The following is a 19,189-nucleotide window of genomic DNA, read 5'->3' as shown; positions in this document are numbered from 1 at the left end:
AGACGTTGCTCGGCGGCGAGGCCGTTCAGGCCGGGGTGAGGATGGGCGGGCGAAGGCCCTGACGGCGACGACAACGGGCCCCGCCTCCTCGGAGGACGGGGCCCAGGGTCGTACCGGCCGGGACCAGGCGTCAGCGAGAGCGCTTGGCCAGCCGCTCCACGTCCAGCAGGATCACCGCGCGGGCCTCCAGACGGAGCCAGCCGCGCCCGGCGAAGTCCGCCAGCGCCTTGTTGACCGTCTCCCGGGACGCGCCGACCAGCTGGGCCAGCTCCTCCTGGGTGAGGTCGTGCACGACGTGGATGCCCTCCTCGGACTGCACGCCGAACCGGCGCGACAGGTCCAGCAGTGCGCGGGCCACACGGCCGGGCACGTCGGAGAAGACCAGGTCGGACATCTGGTCGTTGGTCTTGCGCAGCCGTCGTGCGACGGCGCGCAGCAGGGCCGCGGCCACCTCGGGCCGCGCGTTCAGCCACGGCTGGAGGTCGCCGTGGCCCAGGCCCAGCAGCTTGACCTCGGTCAGCGCGGTGGCCGTCGCCGTACGCGGACCGGGGTCGAACAGCGACAGCTCGCCGATCAGCTCACCGGGGCCGAGGACCGCGAGCATGTTCTCGCGTCCGTCGGGTGAGGTGCGGTGAAGCTTGACCTTGCCCTCCATGACCACGTACAGGCGGTCACCGGGGTCGCCCTCGTGGAACAGCGAGTCGCCGCGGGCGAGGGTCACCTCACTCATGGAGGCGCGGAGCTCCGCGGCCTGCTCGTCATCGAGCGCCGCGAAGAGCGGGGCGCGCCGCAGAACGTCGTCCACGAGTTCTCTCCTTGTCGACCTGCTCAGGGGATCTTGCTCCCCCGTATACCAGGGGACCGTGTTCCCCATTTTGCCGGACGGTCCAAACAGTGTGATCTGTCACAAGGATGCCGCACGGATGTGCCGGGGTATGCGGCAGGGGTCCAATCGGGGGCCGATCTTCTGGCTCCGGGGCGGATGTCGGTGCCGGGCTTTAGGCTGGCCGGGTGTCCAAATCGCCGTGAGAGCACAGGCCAAGGGGGCTGGGCGGGTGGTTGTACGTCGCGATTCCGCTGTGGGCGAACAGGACCCCGGCGGCGGCAGGAAAACGGCAAAGACGGCGAAGGCGACGCCTGAGCAGGCGCCGTCGAAGCGGCCTGCCAGGAAGGCGACCGCCAAGAAGGCCACCTCGGAGACGGCCTCCTCTGCTTCCGGGACGGCCGCATCGGCCAAGACCGCCACGCCCGCAAAAACGGCATCGGCGAAGAAGACGGCTCCCGACAAGACGGCTGCCAAGAAGAGCCCGGCGGCGAAGAAGACGGCTGCCAAGAAGACCCCGGCAGCGAAGGCCGCGGCCAAGAAGGCCACCGCGGCCAAGAAGGCCGCCTCGGCGAAGAAGGCCGCCACGCCGGAGGCCGTCTACAAGAAGGGCACGGTCGCCGTGAAGGCCGCCGCTCCGGCCAGGACGATCGCCGCGAAGCCCCCCGGCAACGAGTCACGCGCAGCTCTGGTCCGCCGCGCCCGCCGTATCAACCGCGAACTCGCCGAGGTGTACCCGTACGCCCACCCGGAGCTGGACTTCGAGAACCCCTTCCAGCTGATCGTGGCGACGGTCCTGTCCGCGCAGACCACCGACCTGCGGGTGAACCAGACCACCCCGGGGCTCTTCGCCAGGTACCCGACCCCCGAGGACCTCGCGGCGGCCAATCCGGAGGAGGTCGAGGAGATCCTGCGCCCGACCGGCTTCTTCCGCGCCAAGACCAAGTCCGTGATCGGTCTCTCCAAGGCGCTGGTGGAGCAGTTCGGCGGCGAGGTGCCCGACACCGTGGAGGACCTCGTCAAGCTGCCCGGCGTGGGCCGCAAGACCGCTTTCGTGGTGCTGGGGAACGCCTTCGGCCACCCTGGCATCACCGTCGACACGCATTTCCAGCGGCTTGTACGCCGGTGGCAGTGGACCGATCAGACCGACCCCGACAAGATCGAGGCGGCGGTCGGTGCGCTCTTCCCGAAGAGCGAGTGGACGATGCTGTCGCACCATGTGATCTTCCACGGCCGCCGGATCTGCCATGCCCGCAAGCCGGCCTGCGGCGCTTGCCCGATCGCCCCGCTGTGCCCGGCGTACGGGGAGGGCGAGACCGATCCCGAGAAGGCGAAGAAGCTCCTGAAGTACGAGAAGGGCGGCTTCCCGGGCCAGCGGCTCAAGCCTCCGCAGGCCTATCTGGACGCGGGCGGCAAGCCTGCGCCACCGCTGGGGGCCGGGTGAGGCGCCGAGGCGGGAGCACGCGCCGGTCAGGCGAGGGACGGCGCATGGCGGGCCGGATCCCAGGACACCCACACGGGGGACGTGCGGAACGATTCACGCTTCCGCGGGCGTTGGGATCGGCAGAACGGGGGTGGCGATGACACACGCGAGTAATACGGATCGCATGAGCGACACGGACGGCGAACGGCTGCGTCTGAACACGGAGGGACTGCCCGATTGGCTGGACCCGGTCGTGCGGGCGGTGCAGACCGTCGAGCCGCTCCAGCTGAGCCGATTTCTGCCGCCGGAGGACGGTGCGGGGCGCCAGTCGGCCGTACTGATCCTGTTCGGCGAGGGCGATCACGGCCCGGAGTTGCTGCTGATGGAGCGCGCCGGTTCGCTGCGCTCGCACGCGGGCCAGCCCTCGTTCCCCGGTGGCGCCCTCGACCCTGAGGACGGCGACCCGAGGGCCGACGGCCCGCTGCGGGCCGCTCTCCGCGAGGCCGAGGAGGAGACCGGGCTCAATCCGAGCGGTGTCCAGCTCTTCGGTGTGCTGCCCAAGCTGTACATCCCGGTCAGCGGCTTCGTCGTGACCCCCGTCCTCGGCTGGTGGCGCGAGAGGAGCCCGGTGGGTGTCGTCGATCCCAATGAGACCGCGCGGGTCTTCACCGTGCCCGTGGCGGATCTCACGGATCCAGCCAACAGAGTCGCCACCGTCCACCCCAGTGGCCATCGGGGTCCGGCATTCCTGGTCGAATCCGCCCTTGTCTGGGGTTTCACGGCGGGCGTCATCGACCGCCTGCTGCACTACGCGGGCTGGGAGCGTCCCTGGGACCGCGACAAGCAGGTCCCGCTGGACTGGCGCGCATGACAAGGTGACCCCCGTGCTGTCTTTTTCCGGGGGACGCCGTGCCCTCTTGCCGTTGTGTGACGGGCCGGGTCCCCGGCCGGACGAAGACGGCCCGAATGTGACGAGGCGAGGCTCGAATCAGTGAACGTGCTGGACATCCTGTTGCTGGTCGCCGCCGTGTGGTTCGCGATCGTCGGCTACCGCCAGGGTTTCGTCGTCGGCATCCTGTCGGTGATCGGCTTTCTGGGGGGCGGGCTGCTTGCGGTCTATCTGCTGCCCTTCCTCTGGGACAGGGCGACGAGTGACCACAAGGTGAGCACGACCGCCGCCGTCGTCGCTGTCGTCGTCGTGATCGTCTGCGCTTCCGTCGGCCAGGCCCTGACCACGCACCTCGGCAACAAGCTGCGCCGGTACATCACCTGGTCCCCGGCGCGCGCCCTGGACGCCACGGGCGGCGCCCTCGTCAACGTGGTGGCGATGCTCCTGGTCGCCTGGCTGATCGGCTCGGCCCTCGCCGGTACGACGCTGCCGACGCTCGGCAAGGAGGTCCGCAGCTCCAAGGTGCTCCTCGGGGTCTCCCGTGCCCTGCCCCAGCAGGCGGACACCTGGTTCGCCGACTTCTCCACGGTCCTCGCGCAGAACGGCTTCCCGCAGGTTTTCAGCCCGTTCGCGAACGAGCCCATCACCGAGGTGCGGCCCCCCGACCCGGCCCTCGCCAAGAGTGAGGTCGCCACGCGCGCACAGCGGTCCATCGTCAAGGTCATGGGTACGGCGCAGCGCTGCGGCAAGGTCCTCGAAGGCACCGGCTTCGTCTTCGGCAACCGTCGCGTGATGACCAACGCGCACGTGGTCGGCGGGGTCGACGAGCCCACCGTCCAGATAGGCGGCGAGGGCAGGAGGTACGACGCGAAGGTCGTCCTCTACGACTGGCATCGCGACATCGCCGTACTCGACGTGCCCGACCTGAATGCGCCGGCGCTGCAGTTCACGTCCAAGGACGCGGCCGGCGGCAGCAACGCGATCGTCGCCGGATTCCCGGAGAACGGCTCGTACAACGTCCAGCCCGCACGCGTCCGTGGCCGCATCACGGCCAACGGCCCGGACATCTACCACCGCGGCACGGTCCGCCGCGATGTGTACTCGCTGTTCGCGACCGTCCGCCAGGGCAACTCCGGAGGCCCCTTGCTCACGCCCGAGGGCAGGGTCTACGGAGTGGTCTTCGCCAAGTCCCTCGACGACCCCGACACGGGGTACGCGCTCACCGCGGATGAGGTCCGGGAGGACATCTCCAACGGGCATACGGCGAATCAGCAGGTGGACAGCGACAGCTGTGCGCTCTGACTCCGGAGAGCGGGGGCACCCGCTTTCCGGAAGACCGGGTCAGCCGCGTTGGTGACGCAGACGTACCGAGACCCAGCGGGCCCGGCGGCGCAGAATGTGGTGGATGCTCACGCGGGGGTCGGTGCCCGCCAGCTGCGGGGCGCCCCTCTCGCGGGAGCCCGGCCCTGCGGCCGAGCTGCGGTTGCGTGCTGCGTCACTGTAGTCGTGCGTCCAGCCCATACCCCGACGTCTGCCCCCGCCCCAAGGTCGATAACCGCCCCTGCACCCCCCAATTGGCCTATGCGGCGGGCATGTGGCCGGTCGGGGAACGGGCGTTCCCGTCCGGACACCGAGCGCATCCACGAGGTCACCGAACGGGGTCGCAAGCGATCTCCCCGGGGCCCGATCCGGCGGGCGCCGGATGTGGCTCGTGGGTCAGCGGTCGGGTTCGGGATCCCGGAGCCAGTTGATCAGCTCGGCGGAGAACGCCACCGGGTCCTCCTCGTGCGGGAAGTGGCCCAGCCCGTCGAACAGCCGCCAGCGGTACGGCGCCTCGACGTACTCGCCCGATCCTGCCGCGCTCCTCGTACGCATCACGGGATCCAGGGAGCCGTGGAGATGCAGCGTGGGCACCTGGACCGGCCGCTTCATACGGCGGTTGAACTGGATGCCGTCGGGGCGGGCCAGCGAGCGCACCATCCAGCGGTACGGCTCGATCGAGCAATGTGCCGTCGACGGGATGGACATGGCGCGCCGGTACACCTCCACGGCCTCGTCGTCGGGCAGTCGCGGGCCCGACCAGTCCCGGATCAGCCGTCCGACCAAGGCGGCGTTGTCGGCGGTGAGGTGGCGCTCGGGGATCCAGGGCCGCTGGAACCCCCATATGTAGGAGCCCGCGGCCGTCTGCCTGAAGTCGCCGAACATCGCCGAGCGCCAGCGCCGCGGGTGCGGCATCGAGGCGACCACGAGCCGCCGCACGAGCTTGGGGCGCATGGCCGCCGCCGTCCAGGCGAGGTACCCGCCCAGATCGTGGCCGACGAGCGCGGCGTCGGGCTCGCCCAGGGACCGTACGACCCCGGTGATGTCGAGCGCCAGATTCGCCGGGTCGTAACCGCGCGGCGTACGGTCGCTGCCGCCCACCCCCCGCAGATCCATCGCCACGGCCCTGAAGCCGGCGTCGGCGAGAGCGACCAGCTGATGCCGCCAGGCCCACCAGAACTGTGGGAAACCGTGCAGCAGGAGCACCAGCGGGCCGTCGCCCAGTTCCGCGATGTGGAAGCGTGCGCCGTTGGCCGCGACGTCCCGGTGCGTCACCTGCTTTTCGCCGGGCACGTCGAGCCGCACGACCGAGGTGGGTTGCGCCGAAGGAGTGGCGGGGTCCGTCATGAGGACGAGCGTGCCACAGCCTCGGCAGCCTTGTCGGTCGAGTTCGGCTGACGAGGGTGCGGCTTGGCGTGCTGCAGCACGCCCGCGGTCTCCTTCATCGAAGCGGCGACCTTCTGCGGGCCCTTGCTCTTCTTGGCCTTCTTCGCGAAGACCGTGCCGATGAGCGCGAGCAGCGCGGCGACGAGCACGTTGGCGGCGAAGGACAGCAGGAAGCAGACGGCCATGTTCCAGCCGCTCCAGGTCCGGATCCCGTACGCCAGGGCGAAGTTGAGCATGGGCAGGGAGAACAGCAGTACGGCGCCCGCGGCCGAGAACGCACCGCCGCTCGTCGCGCCGCGCTTGACGTCCTGCCGGAGCTGCGCCTTGGCCAGCGCGATCTCGTCGTGCACCAGCGCGGACATTTCGGTCGTCGCCGAGGCGAACAGCTGGCCGATGCTGCGTTCGGCGCCGACCGGGCTGCCGTCGGGTGCGCTCATCGCGGTCTCCCTGCTCTCTGCGTGTCTGCTCCGCGCCGCTGCGGAGTTGTGTGGATGTGTCAGATCATGCCGGACGGTCGTTCTGCTCGCTTGCCCCGCCCGCTACTTCGGCAAGCGTGCCGCTGTCCGCGTCCGGACGGCGGGCGGCGCCGGCCTCCGCCGGACGCGACGTGTCAGCGACCGGAGGACGGCTCCTTCCCGGCGTCGGACGGCGACCCGCTCACCGCTCCCTTGAGTGCGGCGAGCCTGCGGTGCTCGGCGGCCCTGCGTTCGAGGATCTCGGCCATCCGCAGGTGGTAGGCCGGATCGTCGTCCGCGTAGACGTCCGGAATGCCGTCGAGGTCCTCGTCGCGCTCCTCGTCCGCACACAGGGCGCGGTACTTGGCGTTCCGTATCTTCAGCAGCACGGTGGCGCACAGGGCTGCGATGAGGGACCCGACGAGGACCGCCATCTTGGCCTCGTCGGTGAGCACGGCGTCGCCTGCGAACGCGAGTTCGCCTATGAGCAGGGAGACGGTGAATCCGATCCCCGCCAGGGTGGCGACCGCGAACACGTCCGCCCAGGCGAGCCCTTCGCTGAGCGTGGCGCGTGTGAAGCGGACCGCCAGCCATGTACCGCCGAAGATGCCGACCGTCTTCCCTACGACGAGGCCGAGTACGACGCCGAGGGTCTCCGGCCTGGTGAAGACGTCCCCGAGAGCCCCGCCCGAGATCACGACGCCCGCGTTGAACAGGGCGAACAGCGGCACAGCGAGCCCCGCTGACAGGGGCCGTACGAGATGTTCGATGTACTCGCCGGGGGAGTGCTCCTCGTCCTCGTGGCGGTGGCAGCGCAGCATCAGCCCCATGGCCACGCCGGCGATGGTGGCGTGGACACCGCTGTTGTGCATCAGGCCCCAGATGACCAGCGCGAGCGGGACGTACACGTACCAGCCGCGTACGCCCTTGCGCAGCAGCACCCAGAACACGACGAGCCCGGCCATGGCGCCGCCGAGGGCCACGAAGTCGAGACGGTTCGTGAAGAAGACGGCGATGATCAGGATCGCGAACAGGTCGTCGACGACGGCGAGGGTGAGCAGGAAGGCGCGCAGGGCCGAGGGCAGGGAGGTGCCGATGACCGCGAGGACCGCGAGTGCGAACGCGATGTCGGTGGCCGTGGGGACCGCCCAGCCGGCGAAGGAGCCGCCGTCGGCAGCGTTGGTGAGGGCGTAGACGACCGCGGGTACGGCCATGCCGCAGAGCGCGGCGATCACGGGGAGTACCGCGGCTCGGGGGTCCCGGAGATCGCCCGCGACCAGTTCGCGCTTGAGTTCGATGCCGGCGACGAAGAAGAAGATCGCGAGGAGGCCGTCGGCAGCCCAGTGCTGGACGGACAGATGCAGTCCGAGGGTGGCGGGCCCGAAGCTGAAGTGGCCGATGTTCTCGTAGGCGCTGTGCAGCACGCCTGTGTTGGACCAGATCAGGGCCACGACCGCGGCGAGCAGGAGCAGCACACCACCGACGGTCTCGGCGCGCAGCGCATTCGTGACGATCGTCCGCTCGGGAAGGGAGAGACGTCCGAGGAACGTGCGGTCACGGGTGCGGGGCGTGGCCACGGTGAAGACCTCCGGGTCGGTACGACGGCTGACCGCCGTCCGGGATCGCGGACGGCTCGCCGACCAGACTTCCCGGCACACCCGTCAATCATTTTACCTGACCCATACGAATTACATATGCGCTTATCGTGCGGAAGCGGGGTCAGGCGGACGGCGAACGTGAACGCACGAGCGCGAGGTAGGGGAGGGCTCGGGCACGAAGAACAGAAAAACGGAGCGCCCGGCTGCTGCCGGGCGCCCCGTCGCGAACCAGGGGACTGCTCAGTCCTCGCCGGGCGCCGCCGGCAGCTTCGCCTGGATCAGGTCCATCACGGTCGAGTCCGTCAGCGTGGTGACGTCACCCAGCTGACGGTTCTCGGCGACATCGCGCAGCAGACGCCGCATGATCTTGCCCGACCGTGTCTTCGGGAGCTCCCCCACCGGAAGGATCCGCTTCGGCTTGGCGATGGGGCCGAGCGTCGCGCCGACATGGTTGCGCAGCTCGGCGACGAGACCGTCGTCCTCGGACGCCGTGCCCCGCAGGATCACGAACGCCACGATCGCCTGCCCGGTGGTCTCGTCCGCGGCGCCCACGACCGCCGCCTCGGCGACCGCGGGGTGCGACACCAGTGCCGACTCGACCTCCGTGGTGGAGATGTTGTGCCCGGACACGAGCATCACGTCGTCGACCCGCCCGAGCAGCCAGATGTCGCCGTCGTCGTCCTTCTTCGCGCCGTCCCCGGCGAAGTACTTGCCTTCGAAGCGCGACCAGTACGTGTCGATGAACCGCTGGTCGTCACCCCAGATGGTGCGCAGCATCGACGGCCACGGCTCGGTGAGCACCAGATAGCCGCCGCCTCCGTTCGACACCTCGTTCGCTTCGTCGTCGACCACGGTCGCGGAGATGCCCGGCAGGGGCCGCTGCGCCGAACCCGGCTTGGTCTCGGTCACGCCCGGAAGCGGCGAGATCATCATCGCGCCGGTCTCGGTCTGCCACCAGGTGTCCACGATCGGCGTGCGGTCGGCACCGATGTTCTTGCGGTACCAGATCCAGGCCTCGGGGTTGATGGGCTCGCCCACGGACCCGAGGACCCGCAGGGTGCTCAGATCGAACTTGGCGGGGATGTCGTCGCCCCACTTCATGAACGTGCGGATGGCCGTCGGCGCCGTGTACAGGATGGTCACCCCGTACTTCTGCACGATCTCCCAGAACCGGCCCTGGTGCGGGGTGTCCGGAGTGCCCTCGTACATGACCTGGGTCGCGCCGTTGGCCAGCGGCCCGTACACGATGTACGAGTGCCCGGTGACCCAGCCGACGTCCGCGGTGCACCAGTAGACGTCGCTCTCCGGCTTGAGGTCGAAGACCGCCCAGTGCGTGTACGACGTCTGCGTGAGGTAGCCGCCCGAGGTGTGCAGGATGCCCTTGGGCTTACCCGTCGTACCGGACGTGTAGAGGATGAACAGCGGGTGCTCCGCGTCGAACGCCTCGGGCGTGTGCTCCGCGGACTGCCGCTCGACGATCTCGTGCCACCACACGTCCCGGCCCTCGGTCCAGGCGATCTCCTGGCCCGTGCGCCGTACGACGAGCACGTGCTCGACGTTGTCCACGCGCTCGATCGCATCGTCCACGGCCGGCTTGAGCGCGGACGGCTTGCCCCGGCGGTAGCCCCCGTCGGAGGTGATGACGACCTTGGCGTCGGCGTCCTGGATGCGGGTGGCGAGGGCGTCGGCCGAGAAGCCGCCGAAGACGACGGAGTGCGCGGCTCCGATGCGGGCGCAGGCCAGCATCGCGATCGCGGTCTCCGGGATCATCGGCATGTACACCGCGACCCGGTCGCCCTTGCTGACACCGAGTTCGAGCAGGGCGTTGGCGGTCTTGGAGACCTCGTCCTTGAGCTCGGCGTAGGTGATGGCGCGGCTGTCGCCGGGCTCGCCCTCGAAGTGGATGGCGACGCGGTCTCCGTGACCGGCCTCCACATGCCGGTCGACGCAGTTGTACGCGACGTTGAGCTTGCCGTCGTTGAACCACTTGGCGAAGGGCGGATTCGACCAGTCGAGGGTCTCGGTGGGCTCCACGGCCCAGGTCAGCCGACGGGCCTGCTCGGCCCAGAAGCCCAGCCTGTCAGCCTTGGCCTGTTCGTACGCCTCGGCCGTGACGTTGGCGCCCGCGGCCAGGTCGGCAGGGGGCGCGAACCTGCGCTCTTCCTTGAGCAGGTTGGCCAGGCTTTCGTTGCTCACGACATCTCCCTTTCCCGGGGTGTCCGTTGCGTCCCAGGCCACAGCTCATCAGACCGAAGGGCTCGATGACAAGGGTCGGCCGAAAATTGGTTTAGACCTGTCAGGCCTGACGCTGATCAGCCGTGTCACCTGAGGTCACGTACACGCCGACGCTCCGGTTCATTCGGCGATGTCCCCCGCACCCCCGAGGCGCGGCGGCACCGCCCAGCCGGCGGTACGCGTCTACGAGGGGTGGACTCGACCGGAGCCCGGCCTCCTCGGACATGGGTGCGCGGCCCGGGTCGCCCGGACCGCGCACCACCGTGGTGTCACGCCGGGCTGCGCAGATCCCCGGCCACGCCCACCCGCCCGAAGACATCACCCTGGTCGGTCGCGCCGAGCAGATACGCCTGTGCCTCGCCGACGTGGAAGTACATCCCGTGCAGCTCGAGATCCCCCTCGCCCAGGGCCCGGGCCACGGACTCATGGGCCCCTAGATGCTCCAGCTGCTGCACCACATTGGTCAGACACAGCTGTTCGATCGCGTCGGCAGGCTCCCGTCCGGTGATCCGGGGCCGGCACCGGTCCTGTCCGGCCATCCGCTCCAGACTCGGCAGCCCGTGCCGCAGCCACCGCTTGAGCGGGGTCTGCGCGCCGCCGGGCTCCGAAGTGAGCAGAGCCTGCATCGCACCGCACCCGGAATGTCCGCACACGGTGATGGACCGCACCTTCAGGACCTCCACCGCGTACTCGATGGCGGCGGCCACCGAATCGTCCCCACTCTCCGCCCCCGGCAGCGGCACCAGATTGCCGACATTGCGGACCACGAAGAGATCACCGGGACCACTGGAGGTGATCATCGACGTGATGAGCCGCGAGTCGGCGCAGGTCAGGAAGAGCTGAGACGGCTGCTGCCCCTCGCGGGCCAGCCGGGCCAGCTCGCCGCGCACCAGTGGAGCGGTGTTCCGCTGGAAGGCGCTGATCCCACGCGCGAGCTGCTGCGCGCTCGGTCCGGCCCCCGCCTCCGACGTGCCCGGCCGGCCGCCGGACTGTGCGGTCGGCGGACGCTCGCACTGGTGGTTGCGCCACGGCGTCCAGGGCCGGCACCGGCACGTGGACGCCTCCGCCGGCTGCTGGCCTTCCGTGACGGCAAGCGAGCTGAGCGAGGGCATGGTGATGGGCGTTCCGGCGCGACCGGCGAGGGCGACCGTGCCGCTGCGCGCGAGATGGCTCCGCTGCCAGTCGTGCAGGGTCTCGTACGCCGCGTGGTCCATGAACGATCCGTCCAGCTCCACGACGGCGTCCGCACCCGCGGGCACCAGGTGGAGCGCCCGGCTGAGCCGGGGTACCGCGAGGAACGTCAACTGGCCGCGAACGCGTACGTGATGAACCCCGTTTCTCTCCTCGTGCGTGATACGGGTGCGGGCCAGGCGGTGCAGGGCGACGGCGACGGCCGCGGCGATCCCGAACGCCACGCCCTGCAGGACGCCCAGGAAGACGACGCCGAGCGTGGTGACGGCGTACACCAGCACCTCTCGGTGACGGGTGACCGTGCGGATGTGGTGCAGGGACACCATCTGGATGCCGATGGCCATCACCAGAGCGGCGAGTGAGGCGAGGGGGATCAGCTCGAGCACCGGGACCATGAGCAGCGCGGCTACCACTACCCAAACGCCGTGGAGCATCGTGGAGTTCCGACTGACGGCGCCGGCTTGCACATTCGCCGAGCTCCGGACGGCGACGCCCGCGAGCGGCAGTCCCCCGAGGGCCCCTGAGGCGATGTTCGCGGCGCCCTGCCCCAGCAGCTCGCGGTCCAGGTCGGAGCGGCCGAGATGCGGGTGCCGCCCGGCCGCCAACTTGTCCACGGCGACGGCGCCGAGCAGCGACTGCACGCTGCAGACAAGAGTGATGGTGAGGACGGCGGCGGCGATGCCGAGCACAGGGCCCTCGGGCAGCCCGGCCAACGCATGGCTGCGCCAGGACGGCAGATCGACCCTGGGCAGGGTGAGCCCGGCGAGCGAGGCGGCCCCGGTGGCGCCGGTGACGGCGACGAGCGCGGCCGGGATACTGCGCAGCAGGTCTCCCGCGCGTCCGGGAATCCGCGGCCAGGCGAACAGCAGGGCCAGGGTCAGCGCGCTCACCGACACGGCGGCCGGTTGCAGATGCGCCAACTGGGCAGGCAGCGCACGGAGGTTGTCGAGGACGGCACTCTGCGGGGTGCCGCCGAGCACGATGTGCAGCTGGGCGACGGCGATGGTGACGCCGATGCCGGCGAGCATGCCGTGCACGATGGCCGGGCTGACGGCGAGCGCCGTACGCGCCACGCGCAGGCAGCCGAGGCCCAGTTGCGTGAGGCCGGCGAGGACGGTGATGGCGCACGTGGTACGCCATCCGTAGCGGTGGATGAGGTCGGCGGTGACCACGGTGAGTCCGGCGGCCGGACCGCTGACCTGGAGCGGGGAGCCGCCGAGCCGGCCGGCGACGATACCGCCGGCGGCTGCGGCGACGAGGCCGGACTGGAGCGGGGCACCTGTGGCCAGTGCGATGCCGAGGGAGAGTGGGAGAGCGATCAGGAAGACCGCGATGGAGGCCGAGAGATCGGCGCCCGCGATGTGGAAGCGGCGGGGGCGGTTCGGCGGTGGGCTGTGGGGCTGGTGCATGCGCTTGGTCCGAGTCGATTCGGCGGCGCGGGCGGGTACGCAGGCGGGCATGGTTCCCGTCTCCTCCGGTGCGGCGCGGTCGCGGAACTGGTGCCCCCCGGCTGGGGCCGGGGTCTAACGCGGCCGTGGGTCACGGCGTACAGCGGCGGGATCTCAAACATTCGGTAAATGAATCGTAATGCCGAGTAAAGGCAATGTATTCGACATCGGATCAAATAGGGCAATAAATCACCTGATGGGGTGAATAACTCATTTCATCGGCTCGTCCCACAAAATCCTGTCGGCCTCGCGTGCGATCTTGACGGGGCTGCGCGTGACTGTGGGCTCCGCCCGCACGGCGGCGCACATCACCTGATCGGCGTGGCCCCGACTGAAGGAAGAAGGTGGGCCGAAATGGCCGCCACCCAGAGGATCACCGCGGGCGTCGCACTGGCCGCGGTCTGCGCCACCGTGCTCTGCAGCTGTTCGAGCGGCCGCAACGGCTCCGAGGATGGCCCGAGGAGGCCGGCCGCCGGTCCCCTGCCGGGGAGTGCGGTCCGCCTGATCGGCGACGGCTCCACGGCGTACAGCGGCTCCCAGCCCCATCTGCCCAGGCCTCAGCGGCTGAAGCCCGGTCAGCGGCCACCTCAGTTCGTGGTCTTCTCCTGGGACGGGGCCGCCGAGGACAGCCAGAAGCTGTTCTCGCACTTCCGCAAGGTCGCCAAGGCCAACAACGCGACGATGACGTACTTCCTCAGTGGTCTGTACATGCTGCCCGAGGAGAAGCGCGAGCTCTACCGGCCGCCGGAGCACTCGCCGGGGCGTTCGGACATCGGCTTCAACGACCAGAAGGGCGTCAAGGACACCGCCGAGCAGTTGCGTATGGCCTGGTTGGAGGGGAACGAGATCGGCACCCACTTCAACGGCCACTTCTGCGGCAACGAGGGCGGGGTCGGCCAGTGGTCGGTCGAGGAGTGGAAGGACGAGATCGTCCAGGCGAAGGCGTTCGTGAAGTCCTGGAAGACGAACTCCGGCCTCAAGGAGGAGCCCCCGCTGCCCTTCGACTACGACAAGGAGCTCATCGGCGCCCGCACGCCTTGTCTGGAGGGACAGGAGAACTTTGTGAAGGCGGCCCGGGACCTGGGCTTCCGGTACGACAGCTCCGGCACAGGCAAGCAGGTCTGGCCGAAGAAGGACGGCGTGTGGGACCTGTCGATGCAGCTCGTGCCCTTTCCCGGGCACAGCGACGAGCAGTTGAGCAGGGACTACAGCTTCATGGTCAGCCAGTCGGGCGACCGGACGCAGGGCGACCCCGACAAGTTCGAGGAGTGGGGCGTCCAGTTCCGTGACGGCCTGCTCCAGGGCTTCCAGCGGGCTTACAACGGAAACAGGGCACCTTTGATCATCGGCAATCACTTCGAGTCCTGGAACGGCGGCGCCTACATGCGTGCCGTGCAGGAGGTGATCGAACGCGTCTGCACCCAGCCCGAGGTGCGCTGCGTCTCCTTCCACCAGCTCGTCAACTGGCTGGACGCGCAGGACCCGCAGGTCCTGGAGAAGCTGCGCACACTCGATGTCGGGCAGGCCCCGGCCGAGGGCTGGGAGGCCTTCCTGGGGCGTTCGCCCGCCCCGTCTCCGAACAGTGCACCCAAGGTGTCGGCGGCCAAGCGGTAGTCGCCGGGCGGCTCTCGGTCACACGGTGGCCGCCAGGCCCTCGCCGAGGACGAATCCGGGGTCGATCTGCGCCGCCAGATCGGTCCCGGTGCGTTCGTTGCCCCAACTGGCAGCGTTCTTCAGGTGGAAGTGCACCATCTGGCGCATGTAGCGCGCCGGGTCGCGCAGTTCGTAGGTGGCGTCGGCGGCGACCTGAAGAGCGTGCAGACAGCCGCGGTTGGCGTTCTCGAGGAGCTCGAACCTGGGCGGGCGGCCCTTCTCCATGGCGCGCACCCAGTCCGAGTGCCCGACTGAGACCAGCAGGTCGTCACCGACCTCGGCGCGGAGGAAGTCGAGGTCGTCCGGACCCTGCACCTTGTTGCCGACGACCTTCAGGGCGATGCCGAAGTCGCGGGCGTACTCCTTGTACTGCCGGTAGACGGAGACCCCCTTCCGGGTCGGCTCGGCGACGAGGAACGTGATGTCGAAGCGAGTGAACATGCCGGAAGCGAACGAGTCCGAGCCCGCCGTCATGTCGACCACCACATACTCGCCGCGGCCGTCCACCAGATGGTTCAGGCACAGCTCCACCGCTCCCGTCTTGGAGTGGTAGCAGGAGACTCCCAGGTCGGCATCGGTGAAGGGGCCGGTGACCATCAAACGGGCGGTGCCGCCGTCGAGTTCCACCGGGCGGGCGCACGCGTCGTAGACCGGGTTGTCCTCCCGCACCCGCAACAGCCGCGAGCCCTCGCCGGGCGGCGTGGTCTTGATCATGGTCTCCGCGGATGCGATCCGCGGGTTGGAGCCACGCAGGCAGTCCTTGATCAGCCCCAGTCGCTCGCCCATGGAGGGCAGCGCGGCGGCCTCGTCCTCATCGAGGCCCAGCGCGGCCCCGAGGTGCTGGTTGATGTCGGCGTCGATGGCGACCACGGGCGCACCGACGGCGGTGAGGTGGCGGATGAACAGGGAGGACAGGGTCGTCTTGCCGCTGCCGCCCTTCCCTACGAAAGCAATTTTCATGTTCACCAAGGGTAGTCTTGATGTAGCTATGAGTGACAGTCATAGGTGAGGAAGACCACTCCATCGAAGGAGCGGGCGTGGGGGTGCGTAGTGTCGTACTCATGAGTACGACAGGTGCGACAGCCGATCCGCTCGCGGCCCTGGGGGCGCTGCCCGGTGTGGCCGAGTCCGTGGAATCCGTGCGCAAAGCCGTGGACCGGGTCTACGGGCACCGGATCATGCGACGCCGCAGCAACGAGATCACCTCCGAGGCGGCGCTGCGCGGCGCACGCGGTTCGGCGGCACTGTCCGGCGCCGACTGGGCCCTGGAGGAGGTGCGCCGGCGTACGGACTTCAGCGGCGACGACGGAGCCCGTACGGTCGGTGCGGCTCTCAGGCTGACCGCCGAGGCGGGGCAACTGCTGTCCATCTGGCGGCAGTCACCGCTGCGGGTGCTGGCACGGCTGCACCTGGTGGCGGCCGCGGAGTCCGACCCGCGGGTGGGACGCCCGCGCCAGGACGGCGAACCGGTCGACGAGCCGCTCATCGAACTGCCGTTGCCGGGCGCCGCCGAGGTCTCCGGCCGCCTCGAGGGGCTCTCTGAGCTGATCGTCGCCGGTGGTTCGGCCCCGGCTCTCGTGACCGCGGCCGTCGTGCACGGTGAACTGCTCGCCCTGCGTCCCTTCGGCTCTCTCAACGGCCTCGTCGCGCGTGCGGCGCAGCGCATCGTGCTGGTCGGCAGCGGGCTCGACCCGAAGGCGATCTGTGCGGCCGAAGTCGGGCACGCCGAACTGGGCCGCGCGGCCTATGTGGCCGCGCTCGACGGTTATGTGTCGGGGACCCCGGACGGCATGGCGGCGTGGATCGCCCACTGCGCGAAGGCGGTCGAACTGGGGGCGCGTGAGTCGACCGCGGTCTGCGAGGCCTTGCAGCGCGGAGCGGCGTAGCTCTCGGGCGGCCGCTGCCGGGCATGGGAAAGGGCCCACAGGGGCCCAGGGCATGGTTGCGGCGGTACGAGGGCTCGTACCGCCGCTGGCACGTTCGCAGAGTTACCAAGCGTCCTCGATATGTCGCCCATCAGGTCGGGAACTCTTGCCCGTCACCTGGTGCGGCTGGCCCGTAATCGACGGGTCGACGTCGCGTGGGTGCCCTGCGTTCATGCTCGGTCCGTGGGGCCAACTGCGTGTATTAAAGGTGATCCTTTCGGATGTCCTTTGGTCTCGCGGGCCGCTAATCCCTTTTGTACTCTTGGGGTCGGCCAAGCGGAAGTCCTCGATGCACTTCTTTACTTTTAGGTTCAAAGAGGGGCGAATCGGACGGGTGTGTCCGCGGCGGTACGCGGTTCACACGGCCGATGGGCGTCGTCGGCTCGTGTACCAGACGAACCCCGCGGTGGCCGCCGCCGCGCCTATCGCCGCCATCGCGAGAAGTGCCGGCCTGGGCGGCACCGACAGGCGCTGCTTCAGCCGGACCGGGCGGTGGAAGTCCAGAATCGGCCAGCCTTGCGCGAGCGCCTCGCGTCGTAGGGTCCGGTCCGGATTCACGGCGTGCGGATGGCCGACCGACCGCAGCATCGGCAGATCGGTGGCCGAGTCGCTGTACGCGTAGCAGCGTGCGAGGTCGTATCCCTCGGACTCCGCGAGCTCCCTGATCGCCTCGGCCTTCGTCGGGCCGTACGCGTAGTACTCCACCTCGCCGGTGAAGCAGCCGTCGTCGCCCACGACCATGCGGGTGGCCACCACCCGGTCCGCGCCGAGCAGTTCGCCGATCGGCTCGACCACCTCTGCGCCGGACGTGGACACGATCACGACATCGCGTCCGGCGGTGTGGTGCTCCTCGATCAGGGAGGCCGCCTCGTCGTAGATGATCGGGTCGATCAGGTCGTGGAGCGTCTCGGCGACGATCTCCTTGACCTGCTGGACGTTCCAGCCGCGGCACATCGCGGACAGGTACTCGCGCATCCGCTCCATCTGGTCGTGGTCCGCGCCGCCGGCCAGGAACACGAACTGGACATAGGCGGTACGCAACGCGGCCCTGCGATTGATCAGTCCTCCTTGGTAGAAGGACCTGCTGAAGGTGAGCGTGCTTGACTTCGCAATGACCGTCTTGTCCAGGTCAAAGAAGGCCGCTGTGCGGGGCAAGGAGTGGTTTTCCACGGGCCTGAGCATAGGCGCCCACCATTCGGCGTAAGGTGGGGCGCGTGGGTTTGCCTGAGAGGCCTCTCGGGTACACCATGGAAGTCACGGATCGTTCGCGACCGTGCTAACCCGGCCCGACTCCTCCCCCCCCGAGTCGGCCGTGGGGACGACCCCCGCTCTCCCCCCCGGCGGGGGTCGTCGCATGTCCGGATGCATTTTCCTCGTTTCCTGTGCGGTCTCGCGGCCGTGGTGCGGCCTCGCGGGCGCGGCATCGGCATGCCCATGATCCGACACGCTCAGTAGTCACATCGCTGCTCTGCGGAAATCGCCCAGGCCGGCGCTGTAGGGGTGAAGGCGATATTCACATCCACTGAGTTGTCCACAGTTTTCGACCAAGATCCACATGATTTTCCGGAACGCTGCACCGTGATTCCAACGCGTCCGGCGGCGGCGAGTTCATGACCGTTCCGTTTCCCGGAGGCGTATGGCCGGTTCCTATCGGCCTCTCATAAGGAGACCGGTTACCGGTTCTTCACCTTAACGGGAAGCGCGGGGTCCAAGTGGGCCCCGCGGACGAAGCAGTGAAGGGGGCTGGAGATCGTGGCGGGAGCCATCACACGCGACGGGACGGCCGTCGCAGAGGGGCGGCGAAGCGGACCTCTGATCGTCACCGAGGACGCGGAACTCCTCGACGACCTGCTCCGCCTGTGCGCGGCCGCGGGTGCCAGACCGGAGGTGCACCCCGGCGTCCCGCGACAGCGCGGCAGCTGGGAGGCAGCGCCGCTTGTCCTGGTCGGCGACGACGCGGCGCGCCGCGTGCGGGGAGCCGTGCGCAGGCGAGGGGTCGTGCTGGTGGGGCGGGATCAGGACGATTCCGGCGTGTGGCGGCGTACCGTGGAAATCGGCGCCGACCACGTCCTGCTGCTGCCGGACAGCGAGCAGTGGCTCGTCGACCGTATCGCCGACGTGGCGGAGGGCGGCGGCCGTCCGGCGCTCACCGGGGGCGCGATCGGCGGCCGTGGCGGGGCCGGTGCGTCCACGCTCGCCTGCGCGCTGGCCGTCACCTCCGCACGTGAGGGCAGGCGCACCCTGCTCGTGGACGCGGATCCCCTGGGCGGCGGACTCGACGTGCTCCTCGGCGGCGAGACCACCGCAGGATTGCGCTGGCCGGCGTTCGCCGCCTCCCGCGGCCGGGTCGGCGGAGGCGCTCTGGAGGAATCCCTGCCCGAGTTGCACGCGCTGCGGGTACTCAGGCTGGGACCGCGGCGACACTGTGGCAATCCCGCCGCAGGCGGTGCGCGCGGTTCTGGCCGCGGCCTGGCGGCGCGGTCGTCGTCGACCTACCGCGCCGTGTCGACGAGGGGGTCGCCGAAGTCCTCGCCCAGGTGGACGTCGGGATCCTGGTCCTTCCCGCCGAGCTGCGAGCCGTCGCTGCCGCACGGCGGGTGGCCTCGGCCGTCAGCATGGTCCTCGGCGATCTGCGGATCGCGGTCAGGGGGCCGCGGCCGTACGCGCCGGGGCTCGACGACCGCGAGGTGGCTCGCCTGCTGGGGCTGCCGCTGGTCGGTGAAGTGCCTTTCGACACGCCGCCGCAGGACGGTTCCGTGCCGCCCGGGGGAGCGGCACGGGGGCCGCTCGCCCGATTCTGCTCCGCCTTCTGGGAGCGGGCGCTGGCCGAGGCGGGTGACTGA

The 19,189-nt window shown here is 69.7% G+C and carries 14 protein-coding genes and 1 pseudogene; 6 read left to right on the top strand and 9 right to left on the bottom strand.

Going from position 1 to position 19,189, the window contains the following annotated elements; all coding sequences use genetic code 11:
• Positions 1-130: 130 nt before the first annotated feature.
• Positions 131-805, bottom strand: coding sequence for a Crp/Fnr family transcriptional regulator (locus ACWDA7_RS15985; protein WP_030573597.1), 675 nt, complete (start codon positions 803-805; stop codon positions 131-133).
• A 274-nt stretch (positions 806-1,079) separates the two neighbouring features.
• Here ACWDA7_RS15985 and nth point away from each other — a divergent pair, with 274 nt between their 5' ends.
• The 3 genes from nth to ACWDA7_RS15970 all read left to right on the top strand — a co-directional run bounded on the left by nth (position 1,080) and on the right by ACWDA7_RS15970 (position 4,437).
• On the top strand, positions 1,080-2,267 hold the full coding sequence (nth, locus tag ACWDA7_RS15980; protein WP_450604795.1) for an endonuclease III: 1,188 nt from the start codon (positions 1,080-1,082) through the stop codon (positions 2,265-2,267).
• Between the two features lie 163 nt (positions 2,268-2,430).
• Positions 2,431-3,117 carry an NUDIX hydrolase gene (locus ACWDA7_RS15975; RefSeq protein WP_450604794.1) on the top strand — a complete coding sequence of 229 codons (687 nt, stop codon included), beginning with the start codon at positions 2,431-2,433 and terminating at the stop codon, positions 3,115-3,117.
• 120 nt (positions 3,118-3,237) lie between these two features.
• Entirely contained in the window at positions 3,238-4,437 is a 1,200-nt protein-coding gene (locus ACWDA7_RS15970) for a MarP family serine protease (RefSeq protein WP_450604793.1), read from the top strand.
• Between the two features lie 39 nt (positions 4,438-4,476).
• On the opposite strand, the gene ACWDA7_RS15965 is transcribed toward ACWDA7_RS15970, so the two are convergent.
• The 6 genes from ACWDA7_RS15965 to ACWDA7_RS15940 all read right to left on the bottom strand — a co-directional run bounded on the left by ACWDA7_RS15965 (position 4,477) and on the right by ACWDA7_RS15940 (position 12,780).
• A complete protein-coding gene (locus tag ACWDA7_RS15965; RefSeq protein WP_450604791.1) occupies positions 4,477-4,656 on the bottom strand; it encodes a hypothetical protein in 180 nt (59 codons plus the stop codon).
• A 195-nt stretch (positions 4,657-4,851) separates the two neighbouring features.
• Positions 4,852-5,802, bottom strand: coding sequence for an alpha/beta fold hydrolase (locus ACWDA7_RS15960; RefSeq protein WP_450604789.1), 951 nt, complete (start codon positions 5,800-5,802; stop codon positions 4,852-4,854).
• The gene (locus ACWDA7_RS15955) at positions 5,799-6,278 is read right to left on the bottom strand and encodes a phage holin family protein (RefSeq protein WP_432930736.1); all 480 of its coding nucleotides are present in this window, start codon (positions 6,276-6,278) and stop codon (positions 5,799-5,801) included. Before ACWDA7_RS15955 ends, ACWDA7_RS15960 begins: the two co-directional genes overlap by 4 nt.
• A 173-nt stretch (positions 6,279-6,451) precedes the next feature.
• Positions 6,452-7,873, bottom strand: a complete 1,422-nt coding sequence (gene nhaA, locus ACWDA7_RS15950) for a Na+/H+ antiporter NhaA (RefSeq protein ID WP_450604788.1) — start codon at positions 7,871-7,873, stop codon at positions 6,452-6,454.
• A 261-nt stretch (positions 7,874-8,134) separates the two neighbouring features.
• On the bottom strand, positions 8,135-10,090 hold the full coding sequence (acs, locus tag ACWDA7_RS15945; protein WP_450604787.1) for an acetate--CoA ligase: 1,956 nt from the start codon (positions 10,088-10,090) through the stop codon (positions 8,135-8,137).
• Between the two features lie 308 nt (positions 10,091-10,398).
• A complete protein-coding gene (locus tag ACWDA7_RS15940; protein ID WP_450604786.1) occupies positions 10,399-12,780 on the bottom strand; it encodes a bifunctional SulP family inorganic anion transporter/carbonic anhydrase in 2,382 nt (793 codons plus the stop codon).
• 342 nt (positions 12,781-13,122) lie between these two features.
• On the opposite strand from ACWDA7_RS15940, the gene ACWDA7_RS15935 reads away from it, so the two are divergent.
• Positions 13,123-14,382 (top strand): hypothetical protein, encoded by a 1,260-nt coding sequence (locus ACWDA7_RS15935; protein ID WP_450604785.1) that lies wholly within the window; start codon positions 13,123-13,125, stop codon positions 14,380-14,382.
• An 18-nt stretch (positions 14,383-14,400) separates the two neighbouring features.
• On the opposite strand, the gene ACWDA7_RS15930 is transcribed toward ACWDA7_RS15935, so the two are convergent.
• On the bottom strand, positions 14,401-15,381 hold the full coding sequence (locus ACWDA7_RS15930) for an ATP-binding protein (RefSeq protein WP_450604784.1): 981 nt from the start codon (positions 15,379-15,381) through the stop codon (positions 14,401-14,403).
• 101 nt (positions 15,382-15,482) lie between these two features.
• Here ACWDA7_RS15930 and ACWDA7_RS15925 point away from each other — a divergent pair, with 101 nt between their 5' ends.
• Entirely contained in the window at positions 15,483-16,307 is an 825-nt protein-coding gene (locus tag ACWDA7_RS15925; RefSeq protein WP_450604783.1) for an oxidoreductase, read from the top strand.
• Positions 16,308-16,703: 396 nt separating this feature from the next.
• Here the strand turns inward: ACWDA7_RS15925 and ACWDA7_RS15920 are convergent, their stop codons facing one another.
• Complete coding sequence (locus tag ACWDA7_RS15920; protein ID WP_450604782.1) at positions 16,704-17,528, bottom strand: HAD family hydrolase; 825 nt, start codon at positions 17,526-17,528, stop codon at positions 16,704-16,706.
• A gap of 570 nt (positions 17,529-18,098) precedes the next feature.
• Between ACWDA7_RS15920 and ssd the strand changes: the two are divergent.
• Positions 18,099-19,189 (top strand): annotated as a pseudogene (ssd, locus tag ACWDA7_RS15915) (septum site-determining protein Ssd).

The sequence above is a fragment of the Streptomyces sp. NPDC001156 genome (assembly GCF_053598275.1).
Note: the sequence above shows the minus strand (reverse complement) of the source record. Positions and strands in the feature narration are given on the sequence as shown.

Bases quoted from the DNA above. Each gene is read 5' to 3' on its own strand.
- ACWDA7_RS15975 (WP_450604794.1), top strand. From the start codon at position 2,431: ATGAGCGACACGGACGGCGAACGGCTGCGTCTGAACACGGAGGGACTG.
- ACWDA7_RS15965 (WP_450604791.1), bottom strand. From the start codon at position 4,656: ATGGGCTGGACGCACGACTACAGTGACGCAGCACGCAACCGCAGCTCG.
- ACWDA7_RS15960 (WP_450604789.1), bottom strand. From the start codon at position 5,802: ATGACGGACCCCGCCACTCCTTCGGCGCAACCCACCTCGGTCGTGCGG.
- ACWDA7_RS15955 (WP_432930736.1), bottom strand. From the start codon at position 6,278: ATGAGCGCACCCGACGGCAGCCCGGTCGGCGCCGAACGCAGCATCGGC.
- ACWDA7_RS15940 (WP_450604786.1), bottom strand. From the start codon at position 12,780: ATGCCCGCCTGCGTACCCGCCCGCGCCGCCGAATCGACTCGGACCAAG.
- ACWDA7_RS15935 (WP_450604785.1), top strand. From the start codon at position 13,123: ATGGCCGCCACCCAGAGGATCACCGCGGGCGTCGCACTGGCCGCGGTC.
- ACWDA7_RS15930 (WP_450604784.1), bottom strand. From the start codon at position 15,381: ATGAAAATTGCTTTCGTAGGGAAGGGCGGCAGCGGCAAGACGACCCTG.
- ACWDA7_RS15925 (WP_450604783.1), top strand. From the start codon at position 15,483: ATGAGTACGACAGGTGCGACAGCCGATCCGCTCGCGGCCCTGGGGGCG.
- ACWDA7_RS15920 (WP_450604782.1), bottom strand. From the start codon at position 17,528: ATGCTCAGGCCCGTGGAAAACCACTCCTTGCCCCGCACAGCGGCCTTC.